General features: G+C 67.3%; 15 protein-coding genes. 7 read left to right on the forward strand and 8 right to left on the reverse strand.

Features of this window, described 5'->3' with window-relative positions; translation table 11 throughout:
- Positions 1 to 299 precede the first annotated feature (299 nt).
- The 4 genes from J7U46_RS20510 to J7U46_RS20525 form a co-directional block, all read right to left on the reverse strand.
- Positions 300 to 1,397, reverse strand: coding sequence for a D-alanyl-D-alanine carboxypeptidase family protein (locus J7U46_RS20510; protein ID WP_282829059.1), 1,098 nt, complete (start codon positions 1,395 to 1,397; stop codon positions 300 to 302).
- A gap of 368 nt (positions 1,398 to 1,765) precedes the next feature.
- Positions 1,766 to 2,194: a YciI family protein gene (locus J7U46_RS20515; protein WP_282829060.1), complete on the reverse strand. Its 429-nt coding sequence runs from the start codon at positions 2,192 to 2,194 to the stop codon at positions 1,766 to 1,768.
- Positions 2,195 to 2,340: 146 nt separating this feature from the next.
- Entirely contained in the window at positions 2,341 to 3,009 is a 669-nt protein-coding gene (locus J7U46_RS20520; protein WP_282829061.1) for a GAF domain-containing protein, read from the reverse strand.
- A gap of 223 nt (positions 3,010 to 3,232) precedes the next feature.
- Positions 3,233 to 4,216, reverse strand: coding sequence for a PHB depolymerase family esterase (locus tag J7U46_RS20525; protein ID WP_282829062.1), 984 nt, complete (start codon positions 4,214 to 4,216; stop codon positions 3,233 to 3,235).
- Between the two features lie 299 nt (positions 4,217 to 4,515).
- Between J7U46_RS20525 and J7U46_RS20530 the strand changes: the two genes are divergently transcribed.
- The 4 genes from J7U46_RS20530 to J7U46_RS20545 are packed head-to-tail and all read left to right on the forward strand — an operon-like array spanning position 4,516 to position 7,883.
- The gene (locus J7U46_RS20530) at positions 4,516 to 5,544 is read left to right on the forward strand and encodes a tetratricopeptide repeat protein (protein WP_282829063.1); all 1,029 of its coding nucleotides are present in this window, start codon (positions 4,516 to 4,518) and stop codon (positions 5,542 to 5,544) included.
- A gap of 38 nt (positions 5,545 to 5,582) precedes the next feature.
- Complete coding sequence (locus J7U46_RS20535) at positions 5,583 to 5,987, forward strand: hypothetical protein (RefSeq protein ID WP_282829064.1); 405 nt, start codon at positions 5,583 to 5,585, stop codon at positions 5,985 to 5,987.
- Between the two features lie 37 nt (positions 5,988 to 6,024).
- Positions 6,025 to 7,116, forward strand: a complete 1,092-nt coding sequence (locus J7U46_RS20540) for a histidine kinase (RefSeq protein WP_282829065.1) — start codon at positions 6,025 to 6,027, stop codon at positions 7,114 to 7,116.
- Positions 7,113 to 7,883, forward strand: coding sequence for a LytTR family DNA-binding domain-containing protein (locus J7U46_RS20545; RefSeq protein WP_282829066.1), 771 nt, complete (start codon positions 7,113 to 7,115; stop codon positions 7,881 to 7,883). Before J7U46_RS20540 ends, J7U46_RS20545 begins: the two co-directional genes overlap by 4 nt.
- Positions 7,884 to 7,971: 88 nt before the next feature.
- Here J7U46_RS20545 and J7U46_RS20550 read toward each other — a convergent pair whose 3' ends face one another.
- The 3 genes from J7U46_RS20550 to J7U46_RS20560 all read right to left on the reverse strand — a co-directional run bounded on the left by J7U46_RS20550 (position 7,972) and on the right by J7U46_RS20560 (position 11,835).
- Complete coding sequence (locus tag J7U46_RS20550) at positions 7,972 to 10,008, reverse strand: M13 family metallopeptidase (RefSeq protein WP_282829067.1); 2,037 nt, start codon at positions 10,006 to 10,008, stop codon at positions 7,972 to 7,974.
- Positions 10,009 to 10,159: 151 nt separating this feature from the next.
- Entirely contained in the window at positions 10,160 to 10,597 is a 438-nt protein-coding gene (locus J7U46_RS20555; protein WP_282829068.1) for a DUF3237 family protein, read from the reverse strand.
- Positions 10,594 to 11,835 (reverse strand): flavin-dependent oxidoreductase, encoded by a 1,242-nt coding sequence (locus J7U46_RS20560; protein WP_282829069.1) that lies wholly within the window; start codon positions 11,833 to 11,835, stop codon positions 10,594 to 10,596. The genes J7U46_RS20555 and J7U46_RS20560 overlap by 4 nt, the downstream gene beginning before the upstream one ends.
- 136 nt (positions 11,836 to 11,971) lie before the next feature.
- Here J7U46_RS20560 and J7U46_RS20565 point away from each other — a divergent pair, with 136 nt between their 5' ends.
- Genes J7U46_RS20565 through J7U46_RS20575 form a run of 3 tightly spaced genes read left to right on the forward strand, consistent with a single transcriptional unit; the run spans position 11,972 to position 14,881 of the window.
- Positions 11,972 to 12,430, forward strand: coding sequence for a MarR family transcriptional regulator (locus tag J7U46_RS20565; protein WP_282829070.1), 459 nt, complete (start codon positions 11,972 to 11,974; stop codon positions 12,428 to 12,430).
- A 44-nt stretch (positions 12,431 to 12,474) separates the two neighbouring features.
- Positions 12,475 to 13,614, forward strand: a complete 1,140-nt coding sequence (locus J7U46_RS20570) for an ABC transporter substrate-binding protein (RefSeq protein WP_282829071.1) — start codon at positions 12,475 to 12,477, stop codon at positions 13,612 to 13,614.
- A 7-nt stretch (positions 13,615 to 13,621) separates the two neighbouring features.
- Positions 13,622 to 14,881, forward strand: coding sequence for an FAD-binding domain-containing protein (locus J7U46_RS20575; protein WP_282829072.1), 1,260 nt, complete (start codon positions 13,622 to 13,624; stop codon positions 14,879 to 14,881).
- A gap of 48 nt (positions 14,882 to 14,929) precedes the next feature.
- On the opposite strand, the gene J7U46_RS20580 is transcribed toward J7U46_RS20575, so the two are convergent.
- Entirely contained in the window at positions 14,930 to 15,874 is a 945-nt protein-coding gene (locus J7U46_RS20580) for a fasciclin domain-containing protein (protein WP_282829073.1), read from the reverse strand.
- Positions 15,875 to 15,995 lie beyond the last annotated feature (121 nt).

Below are 15,995 nucleotides of genomic sequence, written 5' to 3' on the forward strand. Positions count from 1 at the left end.
TTTGTCGAGACATTGACCGGGGCACTCCGTTCTGGAAGAGCCTAGCCCTCGCCCTCCTGGCCTTGCCGGAAACCCATTCGGGATCAGGGTGATCCCCGTAGGCAAGAGATTTTTGTCGCCCGCGACAGCGGTCGCTGACGCAGCCGTTGAATAACTTCAGATCCGAGTCGGTCACGTACGGGCGGCAGGTTTTGAGCAAAGCAGTCGGTGGGGTGCTCATTGGCGAACGCCCGAGATCAGCCTGTTGACGCCAGTCGCGCATGCCTGCGACAACTCGACGCCAACCCCCACCAGCCGCCTTACTTCGAGAACCAGCCAGCCACCCGCTGACGCAGCCGCTCAAAGAACCCCGCCCGCTCCACATCAGCCAGCGCAACGACGTTGGCCTCGCCGAGTTGCTTTCCATTGGCCGTGGCGACGATCTTGCCGATCACGGCGCCCTTGGCGATCGGCGCTTCAATTGCGGGATTCAGCGTGACGGCCGTCTTGACGGCGGCGGCCTGGCCCTTGGGCACGACCAGCGACCAGGGCTGTGCAAGGCCGGCATTGACCGTGGGCACCACGCCGTAGGTGACCTTGGCGCTGGCCAGCGTCGCGCCTGGCTGTGCAGGGGTGGCGGCCTCGAAGTTGGCGTAGCCCCAGTTGAACAGCACGCGGGTCTGGTCAGCGCGGGCCTGCTTGCTGTCGGCGTTCATGATGACCGAGATCAGGCGCATGCCGTTGCGCTTGGCCGAGGCGGTCAGGCAGTAGCCTGCTTCGTCGGTGTGCCCGGTCTTGAGTCCGTCCACCGTGGGGTCGGTGTACAGCAGCGCATTGCGGTTGCCCTGCTTGATGCCGTTGTAGGTGAATTCACGCTCGGCGTAGATCGGGTAGTACTCGCCGCTGTTGCGGATGATGGCAGCGGCCAGCACCGCCAGGTCGCGGGCCGAGGCCTTGTTGTTGGGGTCAGGCAGGCCGGCCGAATTGGCGAACTGGGTCTTGCTCATGCCCAGCTTCTTCGCCTCGGCGTTCATCATCGCCACGAAGCCGGCCTCCGAGCCGCCGATGTGCTCGGCCAGGGCCTTGGAGGCGTCGTTGCCGCTGGCGATGACCACGCCGCGCAGCATGTCCATCAGGGACGCCTGCGCGTTGAGCGGCACGAACATGCAGCTGTCGCCGTCCTTGCCGCCACGGCACCAGGCGTTGAGGCTCATGGTGACCGGATCGGTGGGCTTGACCTTGCCGTTCTTGAGCGCCTGTTCGACCAGGTAGCTGGTCATCATCTTGGTCAGCGACGCCGGCGGCAGCGGCTCGTCGGGGTTCGACGAGGCCAGGAGCTGCCCGGTGTTGAAGTCCATCAGCACCCAGGCCTTGTTGGCGAGGACCGGTATCGACTGCCCGTTGGCGTCGGTGGTCATCGCGGGTTCAGCGGGGGCCTTGGCCTTTGGCTTGTGTGCGGCGGCGCGCGGCTTGGTGTGCGGGGCGCTGAGGGCCGTCGTGGGCACTGCGACCAAGAGGGCGCTCGCAAGCACGATGGGAAGCTGGAAGGCGGAGTGGACGCGCGAATTCATCGAGAGGTGCTTTTTAGAAACGGAACAGCCGGGAGCATGAAAGAGTCGGCAACGGGCAGGGGAAGCCACGAAGCTTGATACGGCATTGTGCCAACGAGTAGCGCTGCCGGCTTTTTGGGGGCCCTGCGTGCTGCAGGGCCAAGGCTGCTTGTTACGAAAGCGGAAAGAAGACGCCCAGACCCGATGAGGCCCAGCGCATGGCCGCCATCGATGCGTCACCCGCCCCGCTTGATCGCCGCCAACTGCTCCCGAATGATGCGCTCCGCATCCTCCGGCGGCAGGTCGATCCCGCCCATCAGCGGCCGCACTTCGATGCAGCAGTCCATGCCGGGAAACGGCGCCGGAAAGCGCTGAGCCCAGGCCAGCGCCTCGGCGTGCGAGCCCACCTCGATCAGCGTGTAGCCGGCAATCAGTTCCTTGGTCTCGGCGAAGGGGCCATCGACCGTGCGCGCCTTGCCCGTGGCGTCGTAGTTCACGCGGAAGCCCTGGCTGCTGGGCTGCAGGCCGGCGCCATCGCGCAGCACGCCCGCCTTTGCCATCTCGTCGTGGAAGGCCATCATGCGCGGCACCAGGGTCGGGTCATCGGGGAACTCGCCGGCCTCGCTCATGGCAGTGGCGCGGACCTGGATCATGTAACGGGGCATGGAAGACTCCTGTGGCTGTGGACCTTGCACGACGAACGAGCTTGGTGCTCTTCGACAAGCAATCCTGACGTCGCGGGTATTGAACATTGGAGGCCAGGCGCCGACCTGCTCGCTTGCGCCAGGCATCTCAAGCCTTCGATAGGGGCTTACTCGCCCGGGCTGCTCATCCCGGTGCCGCTCGGGCGCTGGACCAAGATGCAGTCCAGGGCAAATGCCATCTCCTCCGTGAGATCACCGAGCACGGCCAGCATCTCGCTGTCAAAGAAGTTCGATTCCCCCGCGCAAAGCATCAGCACCGCGTGCACTTGCGAGTCTCGGCGGATTGGCAGCCAGGCGATAGAGCGTATGCCGTGCTGCACGGCCTCTTCACGCCAGCGGCCGGCACGAGGGTCGAGAACGTAGTCGTTGCTGACCAGCTGGGTGCCGTCCAGCAGGGCTCGCACGGTGTAAGTGCCGCGCATCTCGGGTGCATCCAGGGCAAAGGGATTCGGTACGTTCTCGAGGATGCGCGCCGCCGGCCCAGCACTTCCCAAGCGCCTCACCCAATCACCGTCAGCAGCGTAGGCGCAAGCCAGAACGGCATAGCCGGTTTCCACACTCACGCGGCAGGCTGTTTGCCAGAGTTCGTCCTCTCGGCGGCAGCTGCGGAACTGCCGGCTTGCCCGCGCGTGGGCGGCGAGAAAGCGGTTGAGCCGGTTGATTCGGCTGGATTCCGCGTTGAAGTGACGCCGCTCGGCATTCAGCAAGCCCAGTGCATAGACCAGGCCGGCGGCAAGCAGCGCAATGCACAGGATCAGCCAGTGGGTGCCAGTCAAGATTGAACTCCAGCGACAAGTGGGACTTCCTGCAATCTACTCTGAGTCGCCGCACCGCCAGCGTCTGGCGAACCCGTCTTGACCCTGCCGAGACAGTGGCAATGCTGCAGAGCCCGGTTCCAAGGACCTGCGTCGCAGCCGCTGCTCGCATTCAGCGTCTAAGGCATCGCGCCGGCGGCGGCACGGATCAGCCCTTGGCTGCTGGAAGCAGCTTTCAGCAGGCTCATTGGGCCTGCCTCTCGAAGAAGGCCCAGATCAGGGCCGGGCCGTTGGGCGCCATGGGGGAGGGGCCCAGCAGGCGGGGCCGGCGCGCCCAGGGTTGAGGCAGGCCGTGGCCTGCGCCGTGCAGGGTCACCAGCTCGACCTCGGTGCGGCCGTCGGCCGCTTGCCAGCGCGCGTGTTCGACCGGGCTGCCCTGCGCCATGGGAGTGAGGCTGACCTGGGGCGGGCCGGCGATGGCGTTGCGGTCTGCGAAGTACCGGGCCGATGCGGTGGAGGAGATGACGTACCCGCCCTTGTAGAAAAGCCCGAGCAGATTGATCTCGCCGCCGGCATAGGGCACCAGCGGGTCTTCCGTGCCGTTCAGGATCATGACCGAGGGCGTCTGCGCGCCGGGCTGGCACTGGAAGTTCTGCGGCGCTGGCACATTGGCCAGCGCGGCGGCCACGGCGCGGTAGCGCTGCGGTTGCTCCAGCGCGAGGCGCAGGGCCATGGAGCCGCCGTTGGACACCCCTGCCGCAAACACGCGCTTGGGGTCGACACCGAGCTCGCCGACCAGCTTGTCCACCAGCGCAGCCAGGAAGCCGGCGTCGTCGGCGCGCACGCCGTTCACGGCCGTGTCGCCGACGGAGCTGCAATCGTTCCAGTCGAAGCCAAAGGACTTGGGGTAGACCACGGCAAAGCCGTGCTGGTCGGCCAGGCGCTCGAAGCCATAGCCGGTGCCTGCGCGGATGGCCTGCGGTCCCTCGCCCGAGCCATGCATCACCAGCACCAGGGGCGCGCCCTGGGGCAGGTCTTTGGGCACGTAGGTTCGGTAGCTGCGCTGGATGCCGGCCACTTCGATGCTGCCCTTGCTGAGCGTGCCCGAGAGCTGGGGCACTTCGGGCGCTGGGGTGTACAGGAAGTAGCCGAACAGGGCGGCCCCGGTGGCCGCCAGGGCCAGCAGGCTGAGCAGGCCGGTCAAGAGAAGGCGCGGAATTCGTTTCATGGCGGTGCGTTGAATGCGGGTGATGCGGTCTGAGCGTCACTGTGACCCATGCCGGCCCGCAGCCGGACTTGGGCCCGATCAAGCACGCCGCCAGGTTGACGAGCGACGCCTGGCCAGGACCAACGACGCCAACGCTGGCCGGGCCGGCCGCAGCGTCATTCGTCCCGCCCCGTCGTCGTTGAAAACCGGCACGGCGTGGCTGGTCCGAGAGGCGGTGTGCGCAGCCAAGCGGCCCAAAACAATCGCCCTGTCGATTCGAAATTCAAGCCGCAATCATCCTCCCGGAAAGCCTCCCGATCATGAAAACGCCTCTCACCCGCCGCCCCCACTTGATCACCGTCGTACTTGCCGCGCTGGCCTTGGGCAGCACGGTTTGCAGCGCCCAAGCCGCCGTCTTCAAGGACGCGCAGTTCGAGTCACTGCACGAGTCCGGCAAGTTCCTTGAACTGGAGCAGCAGGCCCAGGCCCGCCTGAAGGCCAACCCCGCCGACGCCGAGGCCAGTGCCGCGCTGGTCTTGGGCCTGAGCCTGGCGGACCCCGCCGACGCCAAGCGCCTGGAGGCTGGTGCGCAGCAAGCCAGGCTCTGCATCGAGCAGCACGCGAACGTGGCCGTCTGCCATCTGGCGGCGGCGCAAAACCTCGGCCAGCAGATGCTCAACATGGGCATGGCCAAGGCGATGAGCAGCGTCGGCAGCCTGAAGGACGCCTGGATTCGCGCCCTGGAGCTGGAGCCGACCAGCTTCACGGCCCGGGTGCAGCTGGCCAAGCTCTATGTGACCCTGCCCGGCCTGATGGGCGGCAGCACCTCCAGGGCCAGGGAGCTGGAGGCGGCCGTGCGCAGCAGCCAGCCCGAGACGGCGCGCATCATCCGCGTGCACATCGCGGCTGAGGCCAAGAAGTGGGCCGAGATGGAGGCCGAGTTGCTGGCCCTCAAGCCCGGCAAGGACGCCGCCATGCTCGAAGAAGTGCGCGAGGCCACCATGCAGCTCGCCCTCGTCTACCTGAAGGACGGCAAGGACCTGGCCAAGGCCAAGGGCCTGTACGAGTCGCTGCAGCGCGAGCAACCCGGCCGGGCCGCCGGCTTCTACGGCGCGGCACGCGTCCTGGCCGCCCAGGGTCGGCCCGATGAAGCCATTCGCCTGTTCGAGCGCGCCAGGACCCTGGCCGGCGCCGACGACTATCCCATCGACCAGCGCCTCGGCGACACCTTGCTCGCCAGGGGCGACAAGGCCCAGGCCCGGGCGGCCTACGAGCGCTTCATTGCCAACAAGCGCGCCAAGCCGGCCAACGTCGAGGAAGTGCGCAAGAGCCTGGCCAAGCTCGGCTGAACCGCATCCCGCAACTCTCCATGAACGAGACCAAGACCATGAACGACCTCCCCCTCTGGCGCCTGAATCTGCTGCGCGCCTTCTACCTGCTGGTCACCGTGGGGCTGGGCATCAGCTTTGGCCCCGCGATGTTTCAACACAGCGATCTGTGGGCCCAGCGCAAGGGCGAGACGGCGGCGCTGCTGAGCGGCCTGGCCATCCTCTGCGTCTGGGGCCTGCGCTACCCGCTGCAGCTGTTGCCGCTGCTGATCTTCGAGCTGATCTGGAAGACCGTCTGGCTCGCGGCGATTGCCTTTCCGCTGTGGCTGAACGGGGCGATCACGCCCGGCGTGCAAGGCACGGCCGAGGCCTGCCTGATGGGGCTGGTGCTCACGCCCCTGGTGCTGCCCTGGCGCTACATCGTGCAGCACTATTTCCGCAAGCCTGCCGAGCGCTTTCGCTAGGCATCGCGTCGGCCAAAGCCCCTACCATCCTGTCCAGATGACCTCCAGCCCCTACGCCCAGCTCAACGCGCTCACCGAGCCAGCCTCCAACTGGCGGGCCGTCTTCGGCTGGCGGCGCGTGCGCACCGTCACCATCATTTGCGCGCTGTTTGTTCTGCTGTTCAGCTTCGGCTGGCCGGGGGCCATGTGGCATCTGGTGGCGCGGGTGTTTGGCGTGGGCCTGGCGCTGCTGCTGGCATTCGGCCTGTTCGAGCAATGGCCGCGCCGCCTGCCCAGCTGGATGGCACGCTGGGCCCTGCAGGTGGTGGCCGTTGGGGCGACGGTGCCACTGGCCTTGTTCCTGGCCTTTGTCCTGAGCAACGCGCCCGATGCGCCGCCGTTCTGGAAGACCGCCCGCCTGGAGGGCTTCATGACCTTCACCTTCCTGGGCATGCTGGTGGCGCCCTGGACGGCACTGGCGGCCCTGCTTCGCCAACGCGAGGCCAAGGTGGAAAAACAGGCGAACGACTTTGAGCTGGAGCGCAGCGAGATGGCCCGCCAGGCGCTCGATGCGCGCATGCGCCTGCTCACCGCGCAGGCCCAGCCGCATTTCCTCTTCAACACCCTGGCCAATGTGCAGGCCCTGGTGGAAGCCGGCTCGCCGCGCGCCCCCCGGCTGCTGCAAAGCCTGACCGAGTACCTGCGCGCTGCCGTGCCTCGCCTGGATGGCACGGCCAACACCCTGGGTCAGGAGCTGGAGCTGGTGCGCGCCTACCTGGAGCTGATGCAGATGCGCATGCCCGACCGGCTGGCCTTTGCGCTGCATGTGGCCCCCGCGGTTCATGTGCTGCGCTGCCAGCCGATGACGCTGCTGACCCTGGTCGAGAACGCCGTCCAGCATGGCATCGACCCCAGCGAGGAGGGCGGGCGCATCGACGTCCATGCCGAACTGCTGGACGGGGGGCGCTGCCGCCTGCGCGTGGTCGATACCGGCGTCGGTCTGCAAGCCAGCGGTGGCGGCCTGGGCACCGGGCTGGCCGCCTTGCGCGAGCGGCTGCTGTGGGCCTATGGTGGCAGCGCCACCCTGAGCCTGATCGAGGTCCGGCCGCACGGTGTGGAAGCCAGGATCGAGTTTTCCGAGAAGCCATGAACCCCACTGCCCTGATCGCGGACGACGAGCCGCTGCTGCGCGAGATCCTGGAAGCCCGCCTGGCCGCCGCCTGGCCGGAGCTGCAGATCGTGGCGCAGGCCCGCAATGGCCGCCAGGCCATCGAGCTGTTCGAGCAGCACCAGCCCACCGTCTGCTTCCTCGACGTGCACATGCCGGGCCTGAGCGGCGTGGAAGTGGCACGGCACGTGGGCAAGCGCGCGCACCTGGTCTTCGTCACCGCGTTCGATCAATACGCGCTCGAAGCCTTTGAATACGGCGCGCTGGACTACCTGGTCAAGCCCGTCACCGCGGCCCGCCTGGCCGAGACGGTGGAGCGGCTGAAGGCGCGCTTGCAGCAAGCCCAGCCCGCCGTGCACAGCGAGCAGCTGCTGGCCCAACTGGCCGCGCGGCTCAAGCTGGACCAGCCGAAAGCCTTGGCGTGGATCCGGGCCACCGTGGGGGCGTCGCTGCGCATGATCCCGGTGGACGACATCGACTTCCTCAAGAGCGACACCAAGTACACCCTGGTGGCCTACCGCGACGAGGGCCAGCCGGCCGAGGCGCTGATTCGCACGCCGCTCAAGGACCTGCTGGCCCAGCTGGACTCGAACCACTTCGCCCAGGTCCACCGTTCGGTGGTGATCAACCTGCGCTCGATCCGCCGCGTCACGCGCGGCGAGAACGAGACCGCCGACATCGAGCTCAAGGGCCGCACCGAGCGCCTGCCGGTGAGCCGCAGCTACCTGCACTTGTTCAAGGAGATGTAGGCGCCGGGCGCCGCAATGAAGAAGGGGCCTGCAGTGCAGGCCCCTTCTCGTGTTCAGCGCATGCAGCGCTTGTACGCCGCAGCGACGCTTACCAGATCACCACGCGCTTCTCGTCCGGGCGCACCATCGGGTCGCCCACCTTGCAGCCATAGGCCTTGGCGAAGGCCGGCATGTTGGATGGAGCGCCGTTGGCTCGGAAGCCGGCGGGCGAATGCACGTCGGTGTTCAGGCGCGTCAACTGGGCCTGATCACGGATGCTGCCGGCCCAGACCTTGGCCCAGTTCATGAAGAAGCGCTGGTCGCGGCTCATGCCGTCGAGCATGGCATCGGGCTTGCCGGCGGTGGCCTTGACCATGGCGTCGTACGCCATGTTGAGGCCGCCGAGGTCGCCGATGTTCTCACCGAGCGTCATGCGGCCATTGACCTTCTTGTCCGGGTAGTTGGCCAGCGGCGCGTACTCGTCGGCCTGGGCCACCAGCTTGTTGGCGCGCTCGTCGAAACGCTTGCGGTCCTCGGCCGTCCACCAGTTGGCGTTGTTGCCCTCGCCGTCGAACTGGCTGCCCTGGTCGTCGAAGCCATGGCCGGCCTCGTGGCCGATGACGGCGCCGATGCCGCCGTAGTTGATGGCGTCGTCACCCTTGGCGTAGAAGAAGGGCGGCTGCAGGATGGCGGCGGGGAAGTTGATGGTGTTGGTCGACGGCTGGTAATAGGCGTTGACGGTCTGCGGCGTCATGCCCCATTCGTAGCGGTCCGTTTCCTTGCCGATCTTGGCCAGGTTGAAGCGCTGGTTGAAGACGCGGGCCGCGCGCACATTGGCGTAGTGGCTGTCGGCGGTGATCTGCAGGCCGCTCCAGTCACGCCAGTTGTCGGGGTAGCCGATCTTGGGCAGGAAGGTGGCCCACTTGGCGATGGCCTTGGTCTTGGTTTCCGGGCTCATCCAGTCGAGGTTTTCGATGCGCGCCTTCAGGGCGTTACGCACGTTGTCGACCAGCTCCTGCGCGCGGGCCTTGGCCTCGGGCGGGAAGTATTCCTTCACATAGAGCTGGCCCAGGGCCTGGCCCATGCTGCCGTTGACGGCGCCGAGGGCACGCTTCCAGCGCACTTCCTGCTCAGGCGTGCCGTTGATGGTCTTGCCGTAGAAGGCGAAGTTCTCGTCCTGGAAGGCCTTGGACAGCGAGTTGGCTGCGCCGTCGATGGCATGGAAGGAGAAGTAGGCCTGCCACTGCGCCACCGGGGCTTCGGCCAGCAGGGCATCGAAGGCGGCGAAGAACTTGGGCTGCGACAGCGAGAAGCCGCCGGCGTTGGCCACGCCCGCGTCGACCTTCATGACCTTGAAGTAGCTGGCCCAGTCCCAGTGCGGGGTGATCTTGTTGGCCTGTTCGATGCTGACGAAGTTGTACTGGTTCTCGGGCTTGCGCAGTTCCACGCGCAGCAGCGAGGCGGCGGCCAGCTTGGTCTCGAGCGCCATCACCAGGGCGGCGCGGGCCTTGGCTTCTTCGGCCGGCGTGCCGGTCAGCTCGAAGTGCTTGGCGATGTGGGCCACGTAGGCGTCGCGCAGCTTGGCGTATTCGTCCTTGCTGTAGTACTCGGGGCCGGGCAGGCCGAGGCCGCCCTGGCTGGCGAACGCGATCTGGCGCTTGGCGTTCTTGTAGTCGGCGCTGACACCGAAGCCGAAGGTGCGGCCCTCGGCGCGGGCATGGGCGTGCTGCAGCCAGGCGACGACGTCGGCGCTGGTCTTCAGCGAGGCGATGGCGGCGAGGTCTTTCTTGATCGGGTCGAAGCCGGCGCGCTCGATGGCGGCCTCGTCCATGGCGGCGCGGAAGATCCAGCCGATCTTCTGCTCGATAGAGCCGGGCTTGGCGCTGTCGGCGTTCTTGGCGGCCGCCTCGACGATGCTGCGCTGCGCGTTCAGGCTCTTCTCGGCCAGGGCATCAAAACCGCCCCAGCGGCTCTTGTCGGAGGGGATGGGGTTGGCCTTGATCCAGTTGTTGTTGGACCAGGCGTTGAAGTCGGTACAGGCGGACAGGCTCTTGTCCACATCGGGCACGAAGTCAGGGACGGCGGCGGCGTGGGCGAAGCTGGCGCAGCACAGGGCGGCAGCGAGGGTGAGGGCGCGTGGGGTCACTCGAATACTCCAGGGAGGACGTGAAAGCGAAGCGCGCACCTTAGCCCTGGTGCTGCGGTGAAACCCATGCTGAAAGTCATGAGCGACTGCAAACTAAAGCAAATCCCTAGGGCCGGAACAACGTCGCCACGACGATGTGCACCTATCGCCCTTAGAGCACTTCAAACACCTCAAGGTGCACCACGCCGCCCTCGCGGTAGCCGCTGGACAGGAACAGCGACTGGTTCAGCCAGGCCAGCGGCCCGTCGGGCGCTTCGAAGCGCACGCTGCCTCTGAAGTAGGGCGGCTCGCCCTCGCGGGCCGCGCGGCGCAGCCCGGTGTTTTCGATCAGCAATTGCCCGGCCTCGCCGGCATCCAACGCATAGCGCGCGAGCAGGTCTATCGTGCCGTCGTCGCGCACGGTCTGCAGGTCGCTGCCGCCGGGCAGGATGCTTCCGCTGAACAGGCCTTCGGCCCGGCCGCCGAGGATGCTCACCAGGCGACGCTCCTGGCCGTTCAGCCGGCCGAGCAACTGGGGCGGCGCCACCTGGATCTGCAGGCGCAGCACGCTGCGCAGGGCGGGTGCCGGGATGCTGGTTGATTCGCTCATGGCTGCTTGGCCTTCAGGCTGTCCTTGTCGAAACCGGCCAGGCGCTTGTAGCGCAGCGAGATGGCCTCCAGCGTGTCGCGCGGAATCACTTCGTCGATGTGCTTGAAGCCCTGCGGCGCGCGGGACTCGGCCAGCTGCATCACCTGCTCGGGGCCGTTCATTCGATTGCGCAGCACGATGCCGGTGGTTTTGGGCAGGCGCTCGGCCTCGTATTCGCGGAGGGCATAGGGCGTGTCGGGGTCGCTCGCGAGGCAGTCGCAGAGGTAGCGCGCATCGAGGATGGCCTGGGCGCTGCCGTTCGAGCCAATCGGGTACATCGGGTGAGCCGCATCGCCCAGCAGCGTGACGCGGCCGAAGGTCCAGCGCGGCAGCGGGTCGCGGTCCACCAGCGGGAACTCGTAGATCTCCCGGGCGCCATTGATGATGGCGGGGATGTCGATCCAGTCCCACCGCCAGTCCTGGAAGGGCGACTCGAAGACCGACTTGTCGACCTTGCGGTTCCAGTCGGTGCTGGGCAACGCACCGTCGGGCACGCGCAGCTCGGCGATCCAGTTGATCAGCGAACGGCCCTCGCGCCTCAGCGGCTCGGAGATCGGGTAGCAGACGAACTTCTGGTCCTGGTGGCCGGCCATGAACATGCTGCGGCCGTCCATATACGGCGGCGCCTCGGTCACGGCGCGCCACAGCATGCGGCCCGAGAAGCGCGGCTGGTCGCCGTTCGGATAGAGGAATCGGCGCAGCGAGGAATGGATGCCGTCGGCGCCCACCAGCACGTCGCAGCTGGATTGCACGAGCGCGCCGTCCGCGCGGCGCGTGAAGCTGGCGACGACCCGGTCGGCGCTTTGCTCGAACGAAGTGAAGGCGTGGCCTGCATGCACATGGTCCTTGCCGAGGCGCTCCTGTACCTTTTGCAGCAACAGCATCTGCAGCTCGCCGCGATGGATGGAGAACTGCGGGAACTCGTAGCCGGCCGCACGCCCGCGCGCCTCGCGCCAGATCTCCTGGCCATGCTTGTTGAAGTAGGCGAGGGTGGAGGTCTCGATGGCCAGGGCGGCGAGGCTCTCTTCCAGGCCGAGCCGGCAGAGCTGCTGGCTGGCATGGGGCAGCAGGTTGATGCCCACGCCCAGCGGCCGTATCTCGGTGACGGCCTCGAACAGCTCCACCTCGATGCCTCGCTCGTGCAGCATCAGCGCCAGGCTGAGCCCGCCGATGCCGGCGCCTGCAATGGTGACTTTCACGGCTGTCTCCGTTTGTTTTGCTGATGCTGCGTCGCGGCATGACATGCCCGCGCAATTGTTATAGCCTATAACAATTAATCAGCAGAACACAAGCGCCAGGCGGACACCCGGCAGGCGCTCACAGGAGACGAGCTGCGTGGCCCAGCGCATCCATTTCAATGCCAGCGTCGATGGCGTGGCGTACGACGTGCTCGACGATCTGGTCGGCTACGCGGTGCGCCGCGCCCAGCTGTGCATCTATGAAGACTTCGCCGCCACCATGGACGCCGAAGGCATCACGCCGCAGCGCTTCTCATCGCTCGTGATCGTGGAGAACAACCCGGGCATCTCGCAGACGCGCCTGGCCGAGGTGATGGGCATTGCCCGCTCCGGCGTGGTGGCCCTCATTGACGGCTTCGAGGAAAAGGGCCTGGTCGAGCGCCAGGCTGCTGATGACCGCCGCTCCTACAGCCTCACGCTCACCAAGGCAGGCGCCCGTGAGCTCAAACGCTACAAGCAGGCCGTGAAGGCGCACGACGAGCGCATCTCGGCCGCCCTGACCGCCGCTGAAAAGAAGCAACTGCGCGCCTTGCTGCGCAAGCTGGGCGCAGGCTGACCCGCCCGTTCGTTCCAACAATCAACCGATCCAGGAGACAAACGATGAAGCCCTCCCTCCGTCCGCTGCTTGCAGCTGTTCTGAGTGCCTTCGCCGTCGGCGCCGCGCAGGCCGACATCACCATTGGCGTGAGCCTCCCGCTGACCGGCCCCGCCTCCGGCCTCGGCATCCCCACGAAGAACGGCATCGCCATGTGGCCCGACACCATTGGCGGAGAGAAGGTCAAGCTCATCATCCTGGACGACGCTTCGGACTCGACGCAGTCGGTCAAGAACGGCCGGCGCTTCATCACCGAAGACAAGGTCGACGTGATCGTCGGCTCCACCGCCACGCCCGCTTCGGTGGCCCTCTCGGTGGTGGCGCTGGAAGGCCAGACCGTGCAGATCTCCACCTCGCCGGTCGATCTGCCCGAGGGCAAGGACGCCTGGACCTTCCGCGTCGCCCAGTCCACGCCGCTGATGGCCTCGGCCCTGGTCGAGCACATGAAGAAGCACGGCATCAAGACCTACGCCTACCTCGGCTACTCCGATGCCTATGGCGAGACCTGGCTCAAGTCCTTTGATGCATTGGCGGCCAAGGCTGGCCTCACCTCGCTCGCCACCGAGCGCTTCGCCCGCTCCGACACCAGCGTGACGGCGCAGGCCCTGAAGATCACCATGGCCCATCCCGATGCCATCCTGATCGGCGCTTCGGGCAGCGGCTCGGCCATGCCGCACAAGGCCATCGTCGAGCGCGGCTACAAGGGCAAGATCTACCAGACCCACGGCGCCGCCTCGCGCGACCTGATACGCCTCGGCGGCAAGGACGTGGACGGTGCCATCGTCGTGGCCGGCCTTGCGGTGATGCCCGAGTCGCTGCCGGCCTCGCATCCTTCCAAGAAGCTGGCAACCGACTTCATCGAGCGCTACGAGCAGCAGTTCGGCGCCGGCAGTCGCAACCAGTTCTCGGCCCATGGCTACGACGCCCACCTGCTGCTGCAGGCCGCCGTGCCGGTGGCGCTGAAGAAGGCCAAGCCCGGCACGCCGGAGTTCCGCGCCGCGCTGAAGGAGGCGCTCGAGAGCAGCAAGGGCGTGACCATCACCCAGGGCGTGATCCGCTACACGGCCAAGGACCACTGGGGCCTGGAAGACAACGCGCGCGTGCTGCTGACCATCGACAAGGGCGACTGGAAGCTCGCCAACTGAGGTGAGCGTGGCTGCACCGCTGCCCTCTCTGGCACCGCTGACCACGAGCACCACCCGGCCTGACGCTGCCGCCTGGACCTCTCTGGCGCAGGCGCGGCTGGACCGGGTCGACCCGGCGGCCTATGCGCGCAGCCGCAATGCACTGGGCGGTGCCGTGACTGGCCTGTCGCCCTTCATCACCCATGGGCTGCTAAGCCTGCCCGAGGTGCTGGAGGCAGTGGGCCGGCGCGAGCCGCTGCAGCTTGCCCACAAGCTGGTGGCCGAGCTGGGCTGGCGGGCGTTTTTCCGCCATGTGTGGGCGCACCGGGGCGAGGCGATCTTCGCTTCGCTGCATGAGGGCCCCCTGCCCGACAGCGCCTATGCCTCGCAATTGCCCGAGGACCTGCGCCAGGGGGCCACCGGCCTGCCGGTGATCGACCAGGCCGTTCGCCAGCTCTATGCCACCGGCGAGCTGCACAACCATGCGCGGCTGTGGCTGGCCAGCTATGCGGTACACCTGCGCAAGCTGCACTGGCGTTCCATGGCTGACTGGCTCTATGGCCATCTGCTCGATGGCGACCTGGCCAGCAATGCCCTGAGCTGGCAATGGGTGGCAGGGACCGGCAGCCACAAGCCTTATCTGTTCAACGCAGACAATGTGGCGCGCTTTGCGCCGGCGGCCTGGCACAGCCCGGGCACCTTGATCGACGTCAGCTACGAGCAGCTCGAACGCTGGGCGAGGCAGCCCGAGCCGGTGCGGTCCGAGCGGGCCGTCTTATGCCCGGATGCCGTGACCGAACCGCCGCTGCTCGCGGCACCACCGGCTGTGCTGGGCTTCGGCCCCGCCGATGCGCGCGCCGTGTCCGGCCGTCCGGTCTGGCTGATCCATCCCTGGCATTTGGCCGACTTGCCGGCCAACTTGCCACAGGGAACCGTGGTCATCGCCGTGGCGCTGCTGGAGTTCCACCGGCGCTGGCCGTGGAGCGAGCGGCGCTGGCAGTTCGTGGGCGGGCGCATGGCGGCGCTGGCATCAGCGCGCGGCGAGCCGCATCTGTGGTGGACGACGGCGGAGGACTTGGCAGTTGCTTTGGCGGAGGCGAGCTCGGTGCAATCTGTTGCAGACCCGCATGTTGCGGGGCTGCTGCCAGCCGGGGTGATGCTTCGCCCGGCCGCCGAGCTGTTCCCGGCCGTGAGTCCGGTGCAGGCATCCTTCTCGGCCTGGTGGACGCGCAGCCTGCGTGGCCTGCGGTCGGTGGAGGACTTGCCGGGCATGCGGGCGCCGCCGTGAGCGCAGTCCGACCAGAGGCGGCCGGACTGCTGGGGGCTGCAGCGGGGCTTACAGCGTCGGGATCAGCACCTTGTCGACCACGTGGATCACGCCATTGCTGGCGCGCACGTCAGTGGCAATGATGCGTGAGGAGGTGGCAGTCGAGTCCTTGATCGTCGGCGGGGTGCCGGCGTTGATCGTGATCGTCTGCCCCTGCAGTGTGGTCACCGGCGTGCCGAACGGGATGCCGCTGCTGAGCACCTGCGCGCCCACCACGTGGTAGGTCAGCACGCTGGTGAGCTGCGGCACGGTCAGCGAGTTCACGGTGCTGGCGATGGCGGCAAAGGCGTCGCGCGTCGGCGCGAACACGGTCAGCGGGCCGGCGCCGCTGAGCGCACCCTGCAGGTTGGCCTTCACCACGGCGCCGACCAGCGAGTCGAACAGCGGGTTGACCTGGGCCATCTGCACGATGTTCAGCACGCCCGGCGGAATCAGCACCTTGTCAACGACGTGGATCACGCCATTGCTGGCCTGCACATCGGCCTGGGTGACGCGTGCCGTGGTCAAGGCTGCGTCCTGCAGGCTGACGCCGTTGGAGACCGTGAGGGCGAGCGTTGTGGCTGCGTTGTTGTAGCGGTAGAGCGTGGTGGCCGTGCTGCTGCCGGCGGGCAGGTCGGCAGCCTGCTTGCGCGCGCTCAGTACGTGGTACTGCAGGATATTGGCCAGCGCGCCGGCCGGCAGTGCCGTCACCATGGCATCGGCATTTGCAAAGCCAAGCTGGGTGGCCAGTTGGTTGAAGGCCGTGTTGGTGGGCGCGAAGACGGTCAGCGTGGCGCTGCTGTCGGCCAGCGCGCCGCTCAACCCGGCCTTGTTGGCGGCCGCCACCAGGGCAGTAAAGCCTTGCTGTTGAGCCGCTTCGGCGACGGTGGGCAGCGGCGGGTCTTCGCCGCCGCAGGCAGACAGGAGCAGGGAGAACAAAGGGGCCATCAGGGCCAGTTTGAGGTTTCTCAGCATGGATCTCTCCGGAAAGAGCGTAGCGCCGCAGGATGGTCGGCGGAGCTCTTACGCGGCCCGCCGGTGCGCAGATCAGCATGCTGCCCCCCAAGAAATGCGGTGATCCAAGGTCGGCATGGGG

Source organism: Pelomonas sp. V22 (genome assembly GCF_030014915.1).
Taxonomy (GTDB): Bacteria; Pseudomonadota; Gammaproteobacteria; order Burkholderiales; family Burkholderiaceae_C; genus JAUASW01.